20 protein-coding genes and 1 tRNA gene are annotated in these 17539 nt (G+C 63.0%); 11 read left to right on the forward strand and 10 right to left on the reverse strand.

Features of this window, described 5'->3' with window-relative positions:
- The first annotated feature begins 90 nt into the window (after positions 1-90).
- Positions 91-1437, forward strand: a complete 1347-nt coding sequence (locus RW095_RS39965; protein WP_013338552.1) for an ABC transporter ATP-binding protein — start codon at positions 91-93, stop codon at positions 1435-1437.
- Between the two features lie 111 nt (positions 1438-1548).
- Here the strand turns inward: RW095_RS39965 and RW095_RS39970 are convergent, their stop codons facing one another.
- The 3 genes from RW095_RS39970 to RW095_RS39980 all read right to left on the reverse strand — a co-directional run bounded on the left by RW095_RS39970 (position 1549) and on the right by RW095_RS39980 (position 4020).
- Positions 1549-2091: a hypothetical protein gene (locus tag RW095_RS39970; protein WP_317021080.1), complete on the reverse strand. Its 543-nt coding sequence runs from the start codon at positions 2089-2091 to the stop codon at positions 1549-1551.
- Positions 2088-2714: a hypothetical protein gene (locus tag RW095_RS39975; RefSeq protein ID WP_317021081.1), complete on the reverse strand. Its 627-nt coding sequence runs from the start codon at positions 2712-2714 to the stop codon at positions 2088-2090. The genes RW095_RS39970 and RW095_RS39975 overlap by 4 nt, the downstream gene beginning before the upstream one ends.
- A 247-nt stretch (positions 2715-2961) precedes the next feature.
- A complete protein-coding gene (locus tag RW095_RS39980) occupies positions 2962-4020 on the reverse strand; it encodes a sigma-54 interaction domain-containing protein (protein ID WP_317021082.1) in 1059 nt (352 codons plus the stop codon).
- 306 nt (positions 4021-4326) lie between these two features.
- On the opposite strand from RW095_RS39980, the gene RW095_RS39985 reads away from it, so the two are divergent.
- From RW095_RS39985 to otsA, 6 genes are all read left to right on the forward strand, one after another.
- A complete protein-coding gene (locus tag RW095_RS39985; RefSeq protein WP_317021083.1) occupies positions 4327-4644 on the forward strand; it encodes a DUF883 family protein in 318 nt (105 codons plus the stop codon).
- A gap of 222 nt (positions 4645-4866) precedes the next feature.
- Complete coding sequence (locus RW095_RS39990) at positions 4867-5130, forward strand: hypothetical protein (protein ID WP_317021084.1); 264 nt, start codon at positions 4867-4869, stop codon at positions 5128-5130.
- Between the two features lie 297 nt (positions 5131-5427).
- Complete coding sequence (locus RW095_RS39995; protein WP_317021085.1) at positions 5428-6828, forward strand: sigma-54-dependent transcriptional regulator; 1401 nt, start codon at positions 5428-5430, stop codon at positions 6826-6828.
- A 91-nt stretch (positions 6829-6919) separates the two neighbouring features.
- Positions 6920-7135, forward strand: coding sequence for a hypothetical protein (locus RW095_RS40000; protein WP_128591775.1), 216 nt, complete (start codon positions 6920-6922; stop codon positions 7133-7135).
- A gap of 152 nt (positions 7136-7287) precedes the next feature.
- Positions 7288-7563, forward strand: coding sequence for a hypothetical protein (locus tag RW095_RS40005; protein ID WP_317021086.1), 276 nt, complete (start codon positions 7288-7290; stop codon positions 7561-7563).
- A gap of 225 nt (positions 7564-7788) precedes the next feature.
- Positions 7789-9216, forward strand: a complete 1428-nt coding sequence (otsA, locus tag RW095_RS40010; RefSeq protein ID WP_128594555.1) for an alpha,alpha-trehalose-phosphate synthase (UDP-forming) — start codon at positions 7789-7791, stop codon at positions 9214-9216.
- Positions 9217-9353: 137 nt separating this feature from the next.
- On the opposite strand, the gene RW095_RS40015 is transcribed toward otsA, so the two are convergent.
- The 5 genes from RW095_RS40015 to RW095_RS40035 all read right to left on the reverse strand — a co-directional run bounded on the left by RW095_RS40015 (position 9354) and on the right by RW095_RS40035 (position 14195).
- Positions 9354-10802, reverse strand: a complete 1449-nt coding sequence (locus RW095_RS40015) for an MFS transporter (protein WP_317021087.1) — start codon at positions 10800-10802, stop codon at positions 9354-9356.
- A gap of 189 nt (positions 10803-10991) precedes the next feature.
- A complete protein-coding gene (locus tag RW095_RS40020) occupies positions 10992-11495 on the reverse strand; it encodes a YbhB/YbcL family Raf kinase inhibitor-like protein (RefSeq protein WP_128585128.1) in 504 nt (167 codons plus the stop codon).
- Positions 11496-11658: 163 nt separating this feature from the next.
- Entirely contained in the window at positions 11659-12105 is a 447-nt protein-coding gene (locus tag RW095_RS40025) for a very short patch repair endonuclease (RefSeq protein ID WP_317021088.1), read from the reverse strand.
- A 195-nt stretch (positions 12106-12300) separates the two neighbouring features.
- Positions 12301-13575, reverse strand: a complete 1275-nt coding sequence (gene dcm, locus RW095_RS40030; protein ID WP_317021089.1) for a DNA (cytosine-5-)-methyltransferase — start codon at positions 13573-13575, stop codon at positions 12301-12303.
- Positions 13576-13868: 293 nt separating this feature from the next.
- The gene (locus tag RW095_RS40035) at positions 13869-14195 is read right to left on the reverse strand and encodes a hypothetical protein (protein ID WP_317021090.1); all 327 of its coding nucleotides are present in this window, start codon (positions 14193-14195) and stop codon (positions 13869-13871) included.
- 201 nt (positions 14196-14396) lie between these two features.
- Here RW095_RS40035 and RW095_RS40040 point away from each other — a divergent pair, with 201 nt between their 5' ends.
- The 3 genes from RW095_RS40040 (at position 14397) to RW095_RS40050 (ending at position 15901) form a co-directional block, all read left to right on the forward strand.
- A complete protein-coding gene (locus RW095_RS40040; protein ID WP_317021091.1) occupies positions 14397-14588 on the forward strand; it encodes a CsbD family protein in 192 nt (63 codons plus the stop codon).
- Between the two features lie 227 nt (positions 14589-14815).
- On the forward strand, positions 14816-15037 hold the full coding sequence (locus tag RW095_RS40045; protein WP_128594563.1) for a hypothetical protein: 222 nt from the start codon (positions 14816-14818) through the stop codon (positions 15035-15037).
- Positions 15038-15196: 159 nt separating this feature from the next.
- Entirely contained in the window at positions 15197-15901 is a 705-nt protein-coding gene (locus tag RW095_RS40050) for a glutathione binding-like protein (RefSeq protein ID WP_317021092.1), read from the forward strand.
- A 346-nt stretch (positions 15902-16247) separates the two neighbouring features.
- On the opposite strand, the gene RW095_RS40055 is transcribed toward RW095_RS40050, so the two are convergent.
- A tRNA-Arg gene (locus RW095_RS40055) sits at positions 16248-16322 on the reverse strand.
- Between the two features lie 361 nt (positions 16323-16683).
- Positions 16684-16875, reverse strand: a complete 192-nt coding sequence (locus tag RW095_RS40060; protein ID WP_128585509.1) for a rubredoxin — start codon at positions 16873-16875, stop codon at positions 16684-16686.
- Between the two features lie 226 nt (positions 16876-17101).
- Between RW095_RS40060 and RW095_RS40065 the strand changes: the two genes are divergently transcribed.
- A complete protein-coding gene (locus tag RW095_RS40065) occupies positions 17102-17503 on the forward strand; it encodes a DUF4399 domain-containing protein (protein WP_128585508.1) in 402 nt (133 codons plus the stop codon).
- Positions 17504-17539: the final 36 nt, after the last annotated feature.

Raw genomic sequence — 17539 nt, forward strand, 5'->3', positions numbered from 1 at the left:
CCCGACCTTGCCGCTCGCGCGAGGCCCCCAACGGGGGGCATGAAAAGCTCGGGCGGCCCGGCGTTTCTTGAGAATTGAAGGCATAACGCGATGCAAAATCCTAAAGCTGCTATGACCGCCGCGCCGATCCAGACGCCGCCGAAGCCGCCGCGCCTCGGCGAAGAGATCCTGCGCGTCAAGGACGTGTGCCGCGGTTTCAACAAGTCGCAGGGCGAACTGCTCGTTCTCGACGACGCGAATCTGTCGTTGCGTGAAGGCGAGATCGTCGGCCTTCTCGGGCGTTCGGGCTCGGGCAAGTCGACATTGCTGCGCATCATCGCCGGTCTGATCGAGCCGACCGACGGCGAAGTCACCTATATGGGCAAGCCGCTCGACGGTCCCGCGAAGGGCGTCGCCATGGTGTTCCAGACCTTCGCGCTGTTCCCGTGGCTGACCGTGCTGCAAAACGTGGAAGCCGGGCTCGAGGCGCAAGGCGTGGCCGCGCGCGAGCGGCGCGAGCGCGCGCTCGCCGCGATCGACCTGATCGGTCTGGACGGTTTCGAGAACGCGTATCCGCGCGAGCTGTCGGGCGGCATGCGCCAGCGCGTCGGCTTCGCGCGGGCGCTGGTGGTCGATCCCACGCTGCTGCTGATGGATGAACCGTTCTCCGCGCTCGACGTGCTGACCGCCGAAACGCTGCGTACCGACCTGCTCGACTTGTGGACGCAGGGCCGCATGCCCATCAAGGCGGTGCTGATCGTTACGCACAACATCGAGGAAGCCGTGTTCATGTGCGACCGGATTCTGGTGTTGTCGTCGAATCCGGGCCGCGTGATTGCCGAGATCAAGGTGCCGTTCAAGCATCCGCGCAATCGTCTGGACCCTGCGTTCCGCCGTCTGGTCGATGAGATCTACGCCAAGATGACCGCGCGTCAGACGGACGAGAAAACCCGGAAGGGTCTCGAACTGCACAGCTGGTTGCCGCATGTGTCTACCAACCTGATGGCCGGTCTGATCGAGACGCTGGCCGCCGCACCGTATCACGGCCGCGCGGACATGCCGGAAATCGCACGTTCGCTGCATCTGGAGGTGGACGATCTGTTCCCGGTGGCTGAAGTGCTTCAGCACCTCGGTTTCGCCGACGTGCGCGAAGGCGATATTTTCCTGACCCCGCCCGCGCGCGTGTTCGCGGAGTTCGGCACGCAGGAACGCAAGATGATGTTCGCCGAGCACCTGTTGCGGCACGTGCCGCTCGCCGCGCGAATCAAGAAGGTGCTGAACGAGCGGCCGGGGCACCGCGCGCCACGCGTGCGCTTCGAGCAGGAACTCGAGGATTTTCTGTCCGACAGCGCCGCCGAGGAAACGCTCGACGCGGTCATCAACTGGGGCCGTTACGGCGAGATTTTCTCGTACAACGATCAAACCGAAATCTTCAGTCTCGAAGACGTGGAGTCGTGAGCGCGACGGCGCTTCTGCGCGTCGCTCATGAAAAACGGCAGGGGAGACCCTGCCGTTTTTCATTCTGCCGTGTTAGTAGCGCAGTGATTGCCGCCGCGTTCGCTCCATGCTCTATTGCAAGTTGCCCCAACGTTCGACAGCCGGTTCCGCCGAAGCCCATTTCCAGCCCTTGTCCTGCTGACACGCGCTTGCGGTGTACCAGTCTTCGTGTGCGCCCGGACCGTCACCGTCCCGCACCGAGAATACGAATTCCTTGCAAAGCGCGAGCGCTGACCCGAACGCGCGCGTGACGCGCACCTCGCCGTGGCCGTTTTCGATGGGCAGCGTGTGTTTGACCGACCAGGGCCGCGTTTCACCGACGGGCATTGCCCCCGCCAGCGCCGCGATCAGATTCTGCTGGTCGGTGTGCATGCTGCGCATGTAGCGGCCCACGGCCGCGTCCGTTGCAGCCTGCACGGCAACACCCACTCCAAAGCCGACCGCCGGGTTCGATGTGACGAGACCCGACGCGACACCTGCGGCCGCGCCGCTTGCCGCGCCGATCGACGAGCAACCGCTCGTCAGCAAAGTCGCGCTGACACACAGCGCGCCGGCAAGGGCCGTCAGGCTCAGGCGACGCAGCGGCTTTCCAGTCGCAAGCGCATGCGCCGTCATTGCAGTGCACCCCAGCGTTCGGTAGCGGGTTCGGCTGAAGCCCATTTCCAGTTGTCGCCGTCGCGGCAGATGGACGCGACGTAAAACGCGCTGCTGGCAGGCACATTTTTAGTGGCGATGCGGTCGACCGAAAAGACGATTTCCTTGCAGTCCAATGTGCCCGCGCTGATCGTGCGGCTGACCGTGACGCGGCCGTGCTCGTCGTCTTCGATCGGGACGGAGTGCGTGACGCTCCACGGTGCCACGGCGCCGACTTCGAGCGGTCCGGCGATCCTTGCGATGCCGTCCTGCGTGTTTCTGTGGACCACACGCTCCGAGTACTGCACGCCGGCTTTCGCTGCTGCCACTGCGCCGAGACCGATGCCGGTGGCAACGGCGGCATTATTGGTAACTTGCGCCGCAATCGCGGCGCCGGCGATACCCGCGCCGGCCGTGGCGCCTTCGGTATAGAGCGAGCTGCAGCCGCTCAGCGCCGACGAGACCGCGACAGCCAATACAGCAAGGACAGCGGCATCAGGACGTCCGCGCCCGGCCGATCGTTTCAAGCGGGTTTTCAAGCACGGCTTCAAGCACGGCTTCAAGCGCGGTTTCAACCACTCGGCCCACACCATTTTCTTTTGCATTCCCTGTCTCTACTCTTCTTGCAAGTGCTTTCGTTCGCGTGCAAAGGCAGCCGCCGAACGAGCAGCGCCTCGTCCCATCGTCGAAAAATGGGCTGCTGCATTTTGCAGGATGCGTTTTGTAAATGGCAGCGGAAAAGTGCAAGAAATTGCAAAAGATGGTGCACGTCAAACCGGATTCTGTTCGACGAGAGGCCGGTTTGATTGGTGGTGCGAACTGATTGCGGGAGGAAGTTCTGCGCCGACGCGCCTAGTGCTCGGTGTCTTCTTCCGCGCCTTCGTCGCCGTACGCGCTCAAGCGGTTGTACAGCGTCTTCAGGCTCACGCCGAGTGCTTTCGCCGCGCGCCGTTTGTCGCCGCCGCAGTACTTCAGCGTGCCGAGAATGATCTGCTTCTGGGCGTCGGCGAGCGGCGTGCCGATCCATACGCTCATCGCGTCGCCCTGCGTGATTGGCCGCTTCACCTTCGACGCAAGATGCGGATGCGGCAACTCGACCGTTTTCTCAGCGAGGATGAACGCGCGATACACCGCGTTCTTCAGCTCGCGCACGTTGCCCGGCCACGACCATGTGCGCAGCGTTTCGATTGACCGTTTGCTGAAGCTCTTGCTGGTGCCTTCCTGCTGGTTGAGCTGCGCGAGAAAGTGCTGGGCGAGCAGTTCGCGATCGTTTTCGCGTTCGCGCAGCGGCGGCGCGCGCAATGGGAAAACCGCGAGCCGGTACATCAGGTCTTCGCGCAGACCGTTTTCCTTGACGGCCACGGCCGGGTCGCGATTGGTGGCGGCGATCACGCGCACGTTGCCGCTGATCAACTCGTTGCCGCCCACGCGATAGAACGTGCCGGTCTCGAGCGCGCGCAAAAGTTTCACCTGACGCACGGGCGCCATTTCGGTGACTTCGTCGAGGAACAGCGTGCCGCCGTTCGCATGCTCGAAGTAGCCGATGCGCCCTTGAACGGCGCCGGTGAAACTGCCTTTTTCATGGCCGAACAGCTCGGCCTCGATCAGTTCGTCGGGAATCGCACCGCAATTGACGGCGACGAAGGGCGCCTCCTTGCGGCTGCTTTGATCGTGAATCGTGCGGGCGATCAGCTCCTTGCCGGTGCCCGATTCGCCGATGATCAACGCGGTTGCATCGGTGCTCGCGACGCGCTCGATCTGCTGGTACAAGTCGAGCATCACCGGCGACGAGCCGTACAGCAGGCCGTACGATTTCAGTCCCGCGATGCCGTCCGTGACGCGCTGCTTCGCCTGAGCGGAAGCGCTGCCGCCGGCGGACACAGTGGGCGAGTCCACATCGATTGACGCCATAAACGGGGAAGTCCTGTGCAAATGAGGTTCGTTGTTGCGGCGCGCAGGCCTGGAACGAGACAGCTCTTGAAGTCGTATCTCACAAAAGTCGATTTAACCACTTCGACGGCGCTTCCTGCAATCGATGTGTCAGCTATCGACGAACTGTCGTCGCGAGTCGGTCGAAAATGCTTGTGGCGGATGTCCGGTGACGTGGGGTTCGTTAAAGTTACCGGGCACAGGGTTTGCCCCCTCTTCCGACATGCGTGCGCTTTGCCACTAACGCTTCGGCGCACGAATGCTGACCCTAGACGAGGAGTGAAAACGATGACTGACACGACGCAACAGCTTGCACTCGGCGGCCAGAAGATCGTCGAGGATCTGCGGGTGCTGCTCAAGGACTCAGAGGAAATGCTGCGACTCGCCGCCAATGTGCCGGGCGAGGGTGTGGGCGCATTGCGCCAGAAACTGGGCACCCATGTGGAAACGCTTCAATCCGCACTCGGCGATGCGCAGGATAACGCACAGCGGCGCTATCGCTCGGCGACCGTCAACACGGAACGCTATGTGCGACAAAACCCCTGGAGCTCGGTCGCCATTGCTGCGGGCGTGGGCTTTGTGCTGGGCGTGCTGGCGGCGCGCTAACTACTGGCTCATTGCGCGAGGCATCGCCCGGGTACCAGCTGATTATCGGCTTGGCACTGCAGGTCCTGGCTGGGTCCCGGCCGAGCCTCTCCTGACGCCGGGCAGAACACAACTGCCGCGCTTTCGGTTTCCGGCAAACGCCTGGCGACTTATCGACGGTGACCGGCGGCACGATGCGCCCACTTCCACCTTTCTCCGTTCAACGACCACAAGGAGTTCACGATGGCTCGACCCAAAATTGGTATCTTCGGTGCGCTGATGGCGCTCGGCGGCTTTCTCGCGGTGCGCTATGTCCAGCGCAACCGTGCCGCGCAGGGCGCGACAGGGCGTGAGTTGCACCGCTGGGAAGGCGAGGGCGGCGCGGTCACCGCACCCGCGGCATCCACGGCGTCGGGTGCGGCTTTGGCGGCGACCACGGGCCCTGGCGCCCATGGAGCAAACGGCTCGGCACATCCCGACGCCTGGCCCTTCCCGCACAGCAGTTAAGCTCGCTTTCCGCCGGGGCGTCGCATGCAATCCCTGGGATGCGGCGCCTTGGCGGGACTGTTAATTTGTGTCAGTAAAGCCTTATAATAGGTAAATACAGAACAATAGTGCCGATCACGTCCTGCTTTCCGCGTGTATTGTTGCAATATTGAACGGAATCGGCGATCCCGTGCTTGACGCAGGTTGGCGTGCGCTCACATCGAGATGCATTTTCCGGCCGCGCGCCCGAGGTCGTCGCCCTTTTTAGCATGCCCCGCCGCATGCTCTTCTCCCACGCTTGCAGGCTTTCGAGACGCGATGCCACATGTACTGATTGTCGATGACGACGCAGGTACCCGCGAGGCGCTTTCCGCCATCATCGGGGAAGACGGATTGACCACCGCCACCGCGGGCGATTTGCGCGAAGCGCGCATTCAACTCGTCCGGCAAATGCCGGACGTTGTCTTTACCGACCTGAAGCTGCCGGACGGCAGCGGGGTCGACCTGTTCGAAGATCTCGATCCGCGCTCCGGCGTGGAAGTGATCGTGATCACGGGCCACGCCACGGTGGAGTCGGCGGTGAACGCGCTGAAGATGGGCGCCACCGACTATCTGGTCAAGCCGATCAACATGCAGCGCGTGAAGGCGATCCTTTCGCGCCTGCCGCGTGCCGGCGACTTGAAGGCGGAAATCGGCACGTTGCGCGGCGAATTGCGCCGCATGGGCCGCTTCGGTTTGATGCTCGGCAATTCGCCGGCCATGCAGGAGGTCTACGACCAGATCGGCCGCGTTGCGCCCACGGCGGCCTCGGTCATGCTGGTTGGCGAATCGGGCACCGGCAAGGAAGTCGCCGCGCAGACGCTGCACGAACTGAGTTTGCGTCGTAAGCATGCGTTTCTCGCCGTGAACTGCGGCGCGATCTCGCCGAACCTGATCGAATCGGAAATGTTCGGTCACGAGCGCGGGTCGTTCACAGGCGCCGACCGTCAGCACAAGGGTTATTTCGAGCGCGCGAACGGCGGCACGCTGTTCCTCGACGAAATCACGGAGATGCCGATCGAGCTGCAGGTCAAGCTCTTGCGCGTGCTCGAAACGGGCATGTTCATGCGCGTGGGCACGACGAAGGAAATCGAAACGGACGTGCGCCTGATCGCCGCGACCAACCGCGATCCGGAACAGGCGGTGCTGGAAGGTAAGCTGCGGCTCGACCTTTACCATCGGCTGAACGTATTCCCGATCAGCTTGCCGCCGCTGCGCGACCGGGGCAAGGACGTGGAGTTGCTGGCCCAGGCGTTTCTCGACGAACTCAACGAGCGTCACGGCACGCGCAAACATTTCCCGCCCGCAGTGAAGGAGATGTTGTTGTCGTACCCGTGGCCGGGCAACGTGCGCGAACTGAAGAACTACGTGCAGCGCGCGCACATCATGTCGGGTACGGATTCGGACAGCACGGCCACCGTGCCGTTGCAGATCACGCTGTCGAAGCCAGCGGCAGGTACGGCGATCACCATCCCGTTCGGCACGTCACTCGCAGAAGCGGACCGTCAATTGATTCTGGCCACGCTCGAGCAGTGCGGCGGAGTTAAGACGCGCGCCGCCGAGATTCTCGGCATCAGCCTGAAGACGCTGTACAACCGCCTCGTGGAATACGGCAACGACGCTCGTGAAGAGAACGATTCCGCCGACGAATCGCGCGCGTTGGGCGGCGCTGACGCGTAGGGTCCACTCGCCCGCGCTTCGGCCGGGAGCGCCTCTGTAACGGCACGACCCTTGCTGCGTTTGGATAGAACGCATAACGAGGATCACTGACATGCCGGAACACGTTGCCGCTCCCACGTCGCCGCTTCAAAAGCATGCACATCGTCCGGAGCCGATCGAGCCGCCGTCGCCGGGCGAGCCCGACACCGTGCCCGACCCCAGTCCTCAGCCGATCGAACCGGTAGAGCCGCCGATCGGCGACCCGCCGCCGCAGCCCACGCAAACTCCGCAGGCCAGTTGGCGCCCGCCAATCTCTCTGCGACTCTGACATCGCCTGCCGGGTGCGCCCTAGCCACGCGCCGCAAACTTGTGTACATGTTACAAATGCGGCGCATGTTTTACCGGCAGTTACGTCGTCGCTCCCGATTTGTGGATGCCGCCGTTGCTTGGGCGGCGCGGCTTTGCCCGGAGGCATCGATCATGAGACATCCAGCACTGCGGCGTTCGGCGCGTCACGCGAAGCGCGACGGCCGTCCCGCTCCGACCAAAAACGCTCCGCCGCCTTCTTCCGAGTCGTCCTCCGCGCCGGCGCCCGATTCATCGGCCGCACCGACCACTCAGGCGACCCACCACGATCCGTCCGCGCAGAATCGCGTCGCTCCCGACGCGCCGCCTGACGGGGAATACAACCAGGGCGGCGTCCGCCACGAAGGCCTCGACTATCAGCGCGATTTAGGCTCCGAGCAGGACGCGTGAGGCTCGCTCCCCAAAAAAGAATCGCGCGAGAAGGGCGATGCCGTTTTGTCGTAGGAAACCGGAAGGAAGTTCTTCGCGGCGTTTCCGCGCTGCGGGTTTCTGCTCGCACGTCACATTTGCATACAATTTTTATCCTCAGCTTTCGATAAAACGGCATGCGACTTGCATGCACCTTTTTGGCACATGTCCGTATGCAACGAAACAACTGAACTAGGTGGAGCACCAATGAGCAGACTGATCGTGGTATCGAATCGTGTTGCGCCGACCCAGGAAGGGCGGCCCGCAGCGGGCGGCCTGGCGATCGGCGTGCTGGATGCGTTGAAGGAAACCGGCGGAGTCTGGTTCGGCTGGAGCGGCGAGACGGTGAGCGAACCGTCGGCGCCGGTGATCGAGAAGCAAGGCAACGTGACCTACGCGACCGTTGGCCTGACCAAGCGCGACTACGACCAGTACTACCGCGGCTTTTCGAATGCGACGCTGTGGCCGACGTTTCACTATCGCAATGACCTGTCGCGTTACGATCGGCAGGAATATGCGGGCTATCAGCGCGTCAATGCGACGCTCGCCAAGCAGCTCAAGGAGCTACTCAGGCCCGACGACATTATCTGGGTTCACGACTACCACTTGCTGCCGTTCGCGCGCTGCCTGCGCGATCTCGGCGTAAAGAACCCGATTGGCTTCTTCCTGCACATTCCGTTTCCGGTCCCCGAGGTGTTGCGCACGATCCCGCCGCACGAGGAACTCGTGAAGGCAATGTGCAGCTACGACGTGATCGGCTTCCAGACGGAGGCGGATCGCCAGTCGTTCGTCGATTTCATCGAGCGCGGCCATCACGGCACGTCGAGTGAAGACGGCATGGTTCAGGCCTACAACCGTTTTCTGAAGGTGGGTGCGTATCCGATCGGCATCTATCCGGACGCGATCGCCAAGGCCGCCGAGCAGTTCACCGACCGCAAGCCGGTGCGCAGCCTGCGTGACGGCATGCGCGGCCGCAAGCTCATCATGAGCGTCGATCGCCTCGATTATTCGAAGGGTCTCGTCGAACGCTTCCAGGCGTTCGAGCGCCTGCTGCTGAACGCGCCGGGATGGCACGGGCGTGTGTCGCTCGTGCAGATCGCACCGCCGACGCGCGCGGACGTTCAGACCTATCAGCGGATTCGTCAGACGCTGGAAGGCGAGGCGGGGCGTATCAATGGCCGCTTCGCGCAGCTCGACTGGACCCCGATCCAGTACCTGAACCGCAAGTACGAGCGCAATCTGCTGATGGCGCTTTTCCGTCAATCGCAGGTCGGCTATGTGACGCCGTTGCGCGACGGCATGAATCTGGTCGCGAAGGAATATGTCGCGTCGCAAGATCCGGCCGATCCGGGCGTGCTGGTGCTCTCGCAATTCGCCGGCGCGGCCGAGCAATTGCCGGGCGCGCTCGTCGTCAATCCGTTCGATCTCTCGCAGATGGCCGAGGCGCTCGAACGTGCGCTTTCGATGCCGCTCGCCGAGCGCCAGGCCCGCCATGCCGACATGATGGCGCCGATGCGCGAGAATAACTTGTCCGTGTGGCGCGATACCTTCCTCGGCGATTTGCGCAACGTCGCTACGGCGTCTTCCGTGACGGCCAAAGCGGTAAAGCTCGCTGACGTGACGGCGTCGTCATAGGAGTTTTGCGGCAGCGCGGCTCTCGCCGGGCCGCGCGCGTTCGTCACGTCTGAGCGAGGTTGTCGAAGAAAAGAGAAGGGCGCGGATCGTTCGAAGCGATCCGTGCCCTTTTGCCGTTGGCCTTGCAGAAATGAAGATCAGGCCGGCCGCGCGTTGGCCTGGTGCGTGACGCGCATGGTGCTGACCACCGCCGCCACCGCGGAAAAACCTGCGGCCACATACAGCGAGACAACTGGCCCGTTGTGCGGCGCCACTCCGAAAATCAATGCGACCAGCGCCGCGCCGAGCGTCTGCCCGGTCAGGCGGGCGGTGCCCAGCATGCCGCTCGCGCCGCCGCTGCGCTCGCGCGGCGCGGACGACAGCATGGTGCGGTTGTTCGGCGACTGGAAGATGCCGAAACCGGCGCCGCACAACGCCATGCGCCATGCGATCTGCACGGGATCGGGATGCGCGCCGAGCGTGGCGAGCAGCAGCAATCCAACCGTCATGGCTGCCAGTCCGACGCCGCCCAGCCAGCCTGACGACACCTTGTCCGACAGCACGCCGGCAATCGGCGCAGCGATGATGATGACCGCGGGCCATGGCGTCATCAGGAGGCCGGTGTCGACCTGCGAGAAACCGAGCGTGTCCTGCAACATGAAAGGCAGCGACACGAAAGCGAGCATCTGCGCGCAAAACGAACAGACCGAGGTGCCGATCGACAGCGCGAAGATTGGAATCCTCAGCAAGTCGATCGGCAGCAGCGGCGCCGGCCGGCTCAATTGACGCCGCACGAAGAAGTAGCCGATCACCACCGCGCCGATGAATTCGACGGCGACGTAGCCGAGCCGCTCACCGTGCCCGAGACCGTCGACTGCGAAAATCAGCAGGCCGAATACGAACGCGTTCATTACCGCGCTCAACAGATCGTATGGCGAATCGTGGCCGCGGTTCATGGGCAGCGCCTTGAAGCCGCCCACAATCGCCGCGATGCCGATCGGCACATTGATCGCGAAGAGCCACGGCCACGAGGCCACGGCGAGCACGCCCGAGGCCACCGTGGGTCCCACCGCCGAGGACACCGCGACCACCATCGCGTTGATTGCGACGCCGCGCCCGAGTTGCGTCGGCGGATAAATCATGCGGACAAGCGCCGTGTTCACGCTCATGACACCCGCCGCGCCGAAGCCCTGCACGACGCGAGCGATCGCGAGCGTGGCCAGCGACGTGGAGAGCGCGCAGCCGAAAGACGCCACCGTGAACAGGATCAGGCCGCCGAGATAGATGCGCCGATAGCCGATGCGGTCGCCAAGCGACGCGAGCGGCAGCAGTGAAATGGTGATGGCAAGCTGATACGCGTTGATGACCCAGATGGAGCCGGCCGCGCTCGCCTGGAGGTTTCGCGCGATGGTGGGCAGCGCGACATTGGCAATGGCGCTGTCGAGTACTGCAAGCGTGAGGGCGAGCGCAATGACCAGCATCGCCCAATAGCGTTGCGGCGTCGGCAGGCCGTGTTCGGAGTTGGACGCAGCGGCGCTGTCGGGAGCGACTGTCTGCTCTGCTTCGGGCGGTACGGCGCCGCCATTGCGCGATGGTTGTGCGTGCATCGGTTGTTGGTTGTGCCTTGGACAAACCGCCGGTCGGACGGCGAGCCGTGGGTAATGCGTGCTGTTGCAAAACGGTTCGCGCGAGCCGCGGCGATGCCGGTGCGCAATAGGTGAGCGCGCCCGGCATCGCCCATGTCACGTGCGCGCCGCGCTCTGGCGGCGCGGCATCGCATGCTCGCCGTTACGCCGTTACTTGAGTTCGTAGAGGCCGGTGTGCGTCGTCGAGTCGATCTCGTTCATATGCGTCATGAAACGGGCGACGGCATTGGTAGTCTCGGCATTGATCGGCAGATGCGGCACGCTCAGCGCGTGCAGGCGGAAGATGTAGCGATGCGTCTTGTCGCCGCGCGGGGGCGCCGCACCGCCGAAGCCGACTGTGCCGTAATCGTTGCGCACCTGCAGCGCGCCTTGCGGCAGCAGCGAGCCGTCGGCCTTGCCGGCGTTGCGCGGCAGCGAACGCACGTCGGCGGGAATGTTCACCACTACCCAGTGCCAGAATCCGCTGCCAGTCGGGGCGTCGGGATCGTGCACGGTGAGCGCGAAGCTCTGCGCGTCAGCCGGCGCGCCTTCCCACTGCAGCGCAGGCGAGATGTTTTCTCCATCGACGCCGAAGGCCTTGTCGTTGTGTTCGTGCGCCTTCGGCATGAAGCCGTTGTTGGGGAAATCGTCGGACCAGAGACGGAAATCAGCCATTGTGTGCCTCCCTTCTTGTGGGTCTTCGATGGCCGAAGCGGGCAGTTGCAGCGCGGCGCAAGCATGGCGCTCGACGCGCTAACGACGCGCTTCGGGGTAGCCAATCGAGTGTATCACCGCGGGCTTTCGGTTCGCTCGCAGAGCGCGTGGCTTGGGGCGGCATTTATGCGCGCTCTTCGAAGCTCGGCGCGTCGCTTCTTAACCATTCGACGAGCCGCGTCAGGACTCCCTCGATATCGCGATTGGCGCCTCGCAAAGCGCATTCCCATACGGCGCCGACGCGCCAGCCGTCGGCAAGCAAAGCGGCGCGAACCTTGTCGTCGTTGCTGCGATTACGGCCGATCTTCTCGCGCCAGAATTCGGGGCGCGTCTGCGGCCACTTGAAAAGATGACAGTCGTGGCCATGCCAGAAGCAGCCGTGCACGAGCACGACGGCGCGGTAGCGGGGCAGCACGATATCCGGGCGTCCCGGCAGATCGCGCGCATCCAGACGAAAGCGGAAGCCCTGCCGATGCAGCAGGCTGCGGATCAGCACTTCGGGCTTGGTGTTGCGGCCGCGAATGCCGGACATCATCCGGCTGCGCGTCGCGCTGTCGACGATATCGACCATTGCTAGCCTTTCACGGCGTGTTGCAGACCTGGCTGTCGGGAACTCACGTGGACTAGCGCCATTGGCTCTGCGGGACGGGACTCGTGTCGACTCATGCGGTGGCTCCTCGATAAGCGGCGATTGATTCGGGTAACTGATCGTTGTGGGCGCTCCAATTCACAGCCTCTGCGCGACGAAACCTCGCTGCCCGAATGGCTACGCGCGCAGGAGCACTTCTGTTGACGCCGGTTCGCGATCTTCCTCAAGCAGCGCTTTGACATGAGGCGTCATGATGCGCGCCACTTCGTGCATGACCGGAACCACCACGCTGTTGCCGAACTGACGGTACGCCTGCGTATCGCTCACGGGGATCACGAAGTCGTCTGGAAAACCCATCAGACGCGCGCATTCACGCGGCGTCAAGCGGCGGGGGCGCTCGCCTTCGCCTTGCGCGAGAAGTATCTCCGAGCCGTCCTTGTGATAGCGCGCTGAGAGTGTGCGCGTAACACTGGCCGGCGTGACCAGTCCGAAGCCGAAGCCGTTTCCGGCGGCGCGGTGTTTGTCGGCGTATGCCTGCAGGTACGCCCACAGTTTCGGCGTGAGCGTGTACTTCGGCTGAACCTTGCGGCGGACGGGGTCGAAGAAACGCTCGCCGTCGTGCGGCAGCACAGGCTCGCTGCCATCTGTCCTGTGCAAAATCGACGCAAGGTGTGGCCCGTTAGCCGGTAAGCGCAGATCGTCGAACGAAAACTCGGTCTCCTCGCGGAAACCGACGATGACGATTCGTTCCCGGTGCTGCGGCGTGAAGTGCTGCCCGTCGATGACCTTGTAGTGAACGTCGTACTTCAGCTCGTCGCGCAGCACTTCGAGAATTGTTCTGAAGGTGTTGCCTTTATCGTGCGACAGCAGGTTCTTGACGTTTTCGAGCAGGAACGCGACCGGGCGCTTTGCATCGATGATGCGCGCAACGTCGTAAAAGAGCGTGCCTTGCGTCGTGCACTCGAAGCCATGCGGACGGCCAAGCGAATTTTTCTTGCTCACACCCGCGATGCTGAAGGGCTGACACGGGAAGCCCGCGAGCAGCACGTCGTGCGGCGGAACCGCATCTTCTGCAAAGGAGACGATGTCGCCGATGAATTCGTGCACGTGGTCGGCGTCCGGATGATTTTGCCGGTACGTCTTTTTGGAGAACTCGTTCCACTCGCTCGTGAACACGCATTGACCGCCGTGCGCCTCGAAGCCCCGGCGAATCCCGCCGATGCCTGCAAAAAGGTCGATGAACTGGAAATCCGCCCGGCTTTCTGCGAGCGCCTTGCGCGCACTCGTATGCAGCATCTCACGCAAAGCCGCTTCGGCGATGCGGGGACAACTTTGGTCCGTTTTCCAGCGGCGAATGGTTCTGACGTCTTTTCCGCAGCGCGCCGCGATTTCTCCCTGACTGTAGACCTGCAACGCTTGTAAGAGCAGGTCGTGCCGTGTGGCCATTGTCATGTCGCTTGTTCTCGCTGGGAATTTTGGCGGACATTTTGACCGTTCGATAACCGCCTGTCCAGGAATTTTGGGGCGCGATATGCCGCGCCGGAGCGGCGAGCGGCGAAATGCGCTTGTCACAGTTGGATGTGTACGCTTGCAGCGTGACGCGAAGTCCCTGCGTTGCGACGTGTTAAGGCCGCGGCATGGTTCGCGGCCGTTTTTTTATAGCGTGAAGGACGATGACGCGCCGGCCCGCCGCTTTTCTCCCGTATCACGGAGCCCGAAGTCGGGGAAAGCTGGTGAGCGCCGCGCTAGGCGGGATGTCCGGCGCCGGCTTCGTGCGTCGGTGGAAACAATGCAGCGGTGGCGGGCGTGAGTCCGTCCCATGGAAGAGGCGGCTGCGCCTCGAACTGGTCGAGCTGCAACAGAAGACTGTCCACCGCACACAGCTGCGGGTGCGTCAGGCTGCCCGTGTCGAGCAGCTTGTAAAGACGCTCGCGCCAGTAGGTGGGGGGCAGAATAGGGCCAGCCAGGTCGCCTTGCAGCGACAGCCGCATCGCGCGAGCGATATGTGTAATGTCGCCGTCGATCAAACCGGCTTTCGATGATGCCGACAGGGTGATGGGTTTGCGGTCCATGGCTCCTCCATGGCACCTATTACGGCAGCCTGGAGGGAAACTTTAGCCCTTTGATGAAAAAAATTCCGGGGCTTCATGGTGTCGTGCCGTGCGGCGCCGGTTTTTGCCGAGCGTTCAGCCCGTCGCCTCCTGGGCATGGCCGTTGCTCAACGGGGTTACTGGCGCAATTTCGCGTCGGCATTCAAATAAACGGAGCCGAACATGAACAAGGACCAGGTAAAAGGTGTGGGCGAACAGGTCAAGGGAAAGATCAACGAAGCCGTGGGTAAGGCGACGGACAATCCCGCCAAGGAACTGAAGGGCGATCTCCAGCAGGGCGCGGGCAAGGTGCAGAAGAGCTACGGCGACGCAAAGGAAGACGCGAAGGACGAAGCCAAGCGCAACACCCCGTAAATCTGGCTCGATGCGGTCGTAAGGAAAAGGCGCTTCGGCGCCTTTTCTCATTTGCGGTGTCATGTGAAGTTTCTGGCACCGGACGCGCCCGGTCTGCGGCCGGCGTGTCCGGTTCCCTGGCTGCGATGGTTGGCCGGCCTGGGAGTAACCCGGGTTCGGCGCTTCCAACGTGCCGTGCGCGGCGCGGGGCCTTTAGACTGACTGCATCCAACATGGAGGCCGCGCCAATGACACCGGAAAAAGTGCTTTCGATGTTTGAACGGCAGTACCTGGAGGGCAAAGCGCCCGTCGATCTCGACGAGACTTGCGCCAGCTTTGCAGGCTGGCTCGCGTCGACGTGGGAGCAACTCGACGTCGAACACAGGGCGCTGCTGTTGACGGTGGGTGCCGCGCTGTGGCGCGAAGGCTATGACGTGCGCGCGGGCGGCGCGACGAAGGACTTGTGGTGAGCGCCGACTGAACCGCGGACATGCCGGCGTCCCGCACGCGTTGGGCCGACTCGGTTTATATTTGGCCTCCGCATTGGCACAGCCGAGGCTGGTCCCCCAGTGAATCTCTGCCGCCCAATGCCATTTTTTCCGCGATTCCGCACAGGGCTACACCATCACATGACAGATCTGTCCGATTTCCCGATCACGAAGAAATGGCCCGCTGAGCATCCTGACCGGCTTCAGCTTTATTCGCTGCCCACGCCGAACGGCGTCAAAGTGTCGATCATGCTCGAAGAAACCGGCTTGCCTTACGAGCCGCATCTGGTGCGCTTCGACACGAACGATCAGATGACGCCGGAATTTCTGTCGCTCAATCCCAACAACAAGATTCCCGCGATCATCGACCCCAACGGACCTGACGGCAGACCGCTGCAGCTCTTCGAGTCCGGCGCGATCCTGATTTATCTCGCGGACAAGACCGGCCAGTTGATTCCACAGAACGCCGCCGGCCGTTACGAGGCGATCCAGTGGGTCATGTTTCAGATGGGCGGCATCGGCCCGATGTTCGGGCAGCTTGGCTTCTTCCATAGATTCGCGGGCAAGGAGTACGAAGACAAGCGTCCGCGCGATCGCTATGTCGCCGAATCTAAACGGCTGCTCGGCGTGCTGGAGCAGCGTCTCGAAGGGCGCGAGTGGATTCTCGGCGATCAGTATTCGATCGCGGACATCGCGACGTTCCCGTGGGTGCGCAATCTGATCGGTTTCTACGAAGCGGGCGAGCTCGTCGGCATACAGGAGTTTCCGAACGTTAGGCGCGTGCTGGCAGCGTTCGTCGCGCGTCCGGCTGTCGTTCGGGGACTGGACAGTCCGAAGCGGGTCTAGGCGTTCGCCAGTTTGAAGGCGGTCCGCGCCGGACTGCGTGTCGTTTTGATCGGGCCGGCAGTGAAGACTCTGCTGCGACGAAGCCGATGCTGTTCGTACGCCATTGCGGACCCGTCTCGTAGCGTGTCCCGACCGGCAACGTCGTATGCCTGGCGATATGGTCTGTGGGGTCGTGCTGCTGGCGTCGGTCGCCGTCGGGCTCGCGTCGTACCAATGGCTCGAAGGACCAGTGAGCAGAATTGGCAAGCGCCTCATTGTGAGGACGCGTGGGACGGCAGAGCCTGTGCGCAACTTAGGCGTTGCGTGTGAGGCGCTCCGAAATGCCGTGAGAGGTATTGAAGCGGGTTGGTCCCCCTGGCAGGAATCGAACCTGCATCTAGCGCTTAGGAGGCACTTGTTCTATCCATTGAACTACAGGGAGCGGATAGCTTTACGGGGCGGACCGGGCCCCTGATCTTTTGCTCGCTGCGCCCACATTTGGAGGCAGCTGCTCACATATCCAGCTACGCGAGCGAGGGCAAGAGTATAGCAAAAACGTTGGAAACGAACGCCGCGTTTGACGCCAGCTGACACGGCCCGAGCCGCGCCGATGTGTCGCCGTGATCTACGTTTCGTGTAACGACCGCACAGGCAAGGAAGAGGATCTGGCCCGTCTCATGAAGCCCACCCCAGAAAAACAAGCGGCCCAGCAGGCATGACCTGCTGGGCCGCGCAAACCACCGAAGCTTTATCTCAACGTTCGGCCGGCTCGGGCCAGCTGGACATCGCGAAGCCGCTCAGCCTCAAAACTCGACCACCGCGAATTCCGCTTTGCTGACGTCGCACAGCGGGCAGCGCCAGTCGTCCGGGATCGCGGCGAAGCGGGTGCCCGCGGCGATGCCTTCTTCGGGCAGGCCTTCTTCCTCGTTGTAGATCCAGCCGCAAATCAGACAGACCCAGCTTTTGAATTCAGTCACTTCCATTACTTCGCTCACGACGCACTCATCTCTCTTCAATGCAATGATCCGCCCAATCTGCCCCTTTTTTGGGCGCGGCGGCGATCCGCAATATTACCGTAATTTGCCGGATGCCCCGGAGTTACCGACGTCGCCGCGCGGCCCAGCGCGAGAGCGTGTCACGCACAGCGTGTATCCTCGGACTGGACTCGCAGCGGCGCGGCGTTTCCACGCGCGGTTTATGTTTCCAACCAGGAGAGAAACCATGTTCAGAAGCAGATGGTTGAGCGGCGCGGCATTGGCCGCGTTGCTGGCGGCGTCGGGTGCAGCGCAGGCCGCCAGCGTGTCGTTCGTGCAGCCGAGGGACGGCGCGAGTGTCAGCAATCCGGTCCATGTAGTGTTCCGCGTCGACGGCATGAAGATTGCGCCGGCCGGCACGCTGACTGACGGCACCGGCCATCATCATCTGCTGGTGGACGGCAAGCCGCTTCCGAAAGGCGAGGTGATTCCCGCCAACGACAAATCGCTGCACTTCGGCAAGGGCCAGACGGAAACCGATCTGACACTGCCGCCGGGCGATCACACGCTGACGCTGCAATTCGGCGACGGTGCGCACCGTTCGTATGGCCCCGAACTCAGCAAGACGATCACGGTGCATGTGAAGTGAAGGCTGCGCCCCTGCGAGGGGGCAGTGGCGGGCATG

Origin of the sequence: Paraburkholderia kirstenboschensis, assembly GCF_032806925.1 — a bacterium.
GTDB classification, from domain to species: domain Bacteria; phylum Pseudomonadota; class Gammaproteobacteria; order Burkholderiales; family Burkholderiaceae; genus Paraburkholderia; species Paraburkholderia kirstenboschensis.